General features: G+C 62.9%; 2 protein-coding genes and 1 pseudogene. 1 reads left to right on the forward strand and 2 read right to left on the reverse strand.

Going from position 1 to position 3,006, the window contains the following annotated elements; genetic code table 11:
- A partial coding sequence (locus tag DFP89_RS19765) for an error-prone DNA polymerase family protein (protein ID WP_484216265.1) occupies nt 1-1,139 on the reverse strand: 1,139 nt, incomplete at its 3' end.
- Nucleotides 1,140-1,194: 55 nt separating this feature from the next.
- On the opposite strand from DFP89_RS19765, the gene DFP89_RS19770 reads away from it, so the two are divergent.
- Nucleotides 1,195-2,445 (forward strand): IS256 family transposase, encoded by a 1,251-nt coding sequence (locus tag DFP89_RS19770; protein WP_114351016.1) that lies wholly within the window; start codon nt 1,195-1,197, stop codon nt 2,443-2,445.
- On the opposite strand, the pseudogene DFP89_RS19775 reads toward DFP89_RS19770, so the two are convergent.
- Nucleotides 2,446-3,006: pseudogene (locus DFP89_RS19775) on the reverse strand (error-prone DNA polymerase); the annotation flags it as partial.

The raw sequence follows: 3,006 nt of genomic DNA on the forward strand, positions 1-3,006 counted from the left end.
TAGCCGCGCGCCGCCATACCGTCGATCAGCTTGTCGCGAAAGGCGCTGACGCCGCCAGTGAACTTGAAGGTCGCCATGGATTTGCGCAGCATGTCCGCCTCGCCCGGGGTGAAGCCCGCGCATTCGATGGCGACGCGCATGGCCTGTTCCTGGAACAGCGGCACGCCCAGCGTCTTGCCCAGCACCTTTTCCAGCTCTGGCCGGGGGTATTCCACCGGCTCCAGCCCGGCGCGGCGGCGCAGATAGGGATGCACCATGTCACCCTGGATCGGACCGGGGCGAACGATGGCAACCTGGATGACCAGATCGTAATAGGTGCGCGGTTGCAGGCGCGGCAGCATCGCCATCTGGGCCCGGCTCTCGATCTGGAAGGTGCCCAGCGTGTCGGCCTTGCGGATCATCGCATAGGTGCGCGGATCCTCGGCCGGGATGCTGGCGAGGTCATATTGCGCGCCCTTGTGCGCCGCCACCAGGGCCAGCCCCTTGGCCATGCAGGTCAGCATGCCAAGCGCCAGCACATCGACCTTCATGAACTTCAGGGCGTCGATGTCATCCTTGTCCCATTCGATGATCTGGCGATCCTGCATCGCGGCCGGCTCGATCGGCACCAGATCATCCAGCCGGTCATGGGTCAGCACGAAGCCGCCCGGATGCTGCGACAGATGCCGCGGTGCGCCCATCAGCTGCCGCGCCAGATCAAGGGTCAGCCGCAGACGGCGGTCGGTGGGGTTCAGGTTCAGCTCGGCCAGTTGCGCATCGGTGACGCCCTCGTCGGACCAGGCCCAGATCAGCGAGGAGAGCGCGGTGATCAGATCCTCGGGCAGGCCCATGGCCTTACCGACATCGCGCAGAGCCCCCTTGGCGCGATAGCGGATGACGGTGGCGGTCAGCGCAGCATGATCGCGGCCATAGGTCCTGTAAATCCACTGGATGACCTCTTCGCGGCGCTCATGTTCGAAATCGACGTCAATATCGGGCGGCTCGCGGCGTTCCTCGCTGACGAAGCGTTCGAACAGCAGGTCATTGCGGCCCGGATCGATGGCGGTGATGCCCAGAACATAGCAGACGGCCGAGTTGGCCGCCGAGCCGCGCCCTTGGAGTAATGAGCGAAAGTTGGTGATGCCCTGAGGGGGCGGCATATCATGGCGGTGTTCAGAACGCCGTCAATTCTCAACTGAGAAAGGGATATGCCACATGCCAGAGAATACCATTGCCAAGCTGCCCGATCCATCCGGATTCAGTACCGATCCCTTCACCGATATTATCCGTGACGGCGCGCGCAAGCTGATCGAACAGGCAATCCAGGCGGAGTTGGCGGTGCTGATGGCCGCCTTTTCCGCCGAGAAGCTGGAGAATGGCACATCACGCCTGGTGCGCCATGGTTACCTGCCGGAACGCGAGGTGATGACCGGGATTGGTCCCGTGCCGGTGAAAGTGCCGCGGGTGCGCGATCGCAAGCCCGGTGAGGACAAGATCACCTTCACGCCCAGCATCCTGCCGCGATACCTGCGCAAGGCGAAATCGGTCGAGGAGTTGCTGCCCTGGCTTTATCTCAAGGGCGTCAGCACGGGTGATTTCAGCGAGGCGCTCGCGGCACTGCTGGGCCCGAACGCCGATGGGCTTTCCGCCAAGACGATCACGCGGCTGAAGGCTGACTGGTGGAACGACTATGAGGCCTGGCAAAAACGCGACCTGAGCCACCGGCGCTTTCTCTACATCTGGGCCGACGGGGTGTATTTCAAACCGCGCATGGCCGAAGAAAAGCAATGTGTTCTGGTGATCGTCGGGGCTGATGAATATGGCCGCAAGGAGCTTCTGGCGATGATCGACGGCTTTCGCGAAAGCGCTGAGAGCTGGCGTGAGCTCTTGCTCGATCTGAAGCGCCGGGGCTTGAAGCAGGATCCCAACCTGGCCATCGGCGACGGTGCGCTCGGGTTCTGGACCGCGCTGCGCGAGGTCTTCGCCACCACACGCGAGCAGCGGTGTTGGGTCCACAAGACAATGAATGTGCTGAATGCCCTGCCAAAGTCGCTGCAGGACAAGGCCAAGAGCCATCTGCACGACATCTGGCAGGCTGAAACAAAGGCCGAGGCCGGCGCCGCCTTCGACTTTTTCGTCGAAACCTACGGCGTCAAATACGACAAGGCCGTTGCCAAGCTGGTCAAGGATCGCGAGGCGTTGCTGACCTTTTACGACTACCCGGCCGAACACTGGAAACACATCCGGACATCCAATCCAATTGAAAGCACCTTCGCGACCGTTCGGCACCGCACGAAACGCACCAAAGGATGCCTCAGCCGCAGGACCGGACTGGCCATGGCCTTCAAGCTGATGATGTCGGCGCAGGGGAAATGGCGCAAACTCGACGGTCAGAACCGCCTGCCGGAGATCATCCAGGGGATTGAGTTCCGCGACGGCCTCCGTCAACTTCAAGCCGCCGCCTGATCAGGCGTCACCAACTTTTGCCCATATCTCGCGCCCTTGGCACAGGATATTCTGCGACCGGGCATAGCGGACGATGCTGTGCACGGTCAGGAAATAGGGCGCATAGTGCAGCCGGCCGATCAGGGTCAGCTCATGGTGCAGCGCCTGTGTCACCTCGGGCGGGATGCCCTCGGGGTAACGCTCGGCCGCGCCCGCCCATGTCAGGCGCGCCAACGTGTCCTGCGCGGTCAGCGCGGGATCGTCGCGTTCTTCGGGATATTGATATTGAAGCTGTCCAAGGTCGAAGGTGCAGCGCTGCATGATCTCGATGCTGCGGGAAACCGCCTCGGGATAGCGCTCAAACAGGCGGGCCATTTCCTGCGGCGGCTTCAGATAGCGGTCGGCGTGACGTTCGCGGCGATGGCCAAGCGCCTCGACGGTGCAATTGTGGCGGATGGCGGTCACCACATCCTGCAGGATGCGGCGCGCGGGGATGTGGAACAGGACGTCGTTGGTGACAACCGTGGGCACATGGGCGCGGGCGGCCAGCGTGGCCAGATCATGCAGGCGCAGCTGGTCGTT

The sequence above is a fragment of the Paracoccus lutimaris genome, assembly GCF_003337565.1.
GTDB classification, from domain to species: Bacteria; Pseudomonadota; Alphaproteobacteria; order Rhodobacterales; family Rhodobacteraceae; genus Paracoccus; species Paracoccus lutimaris.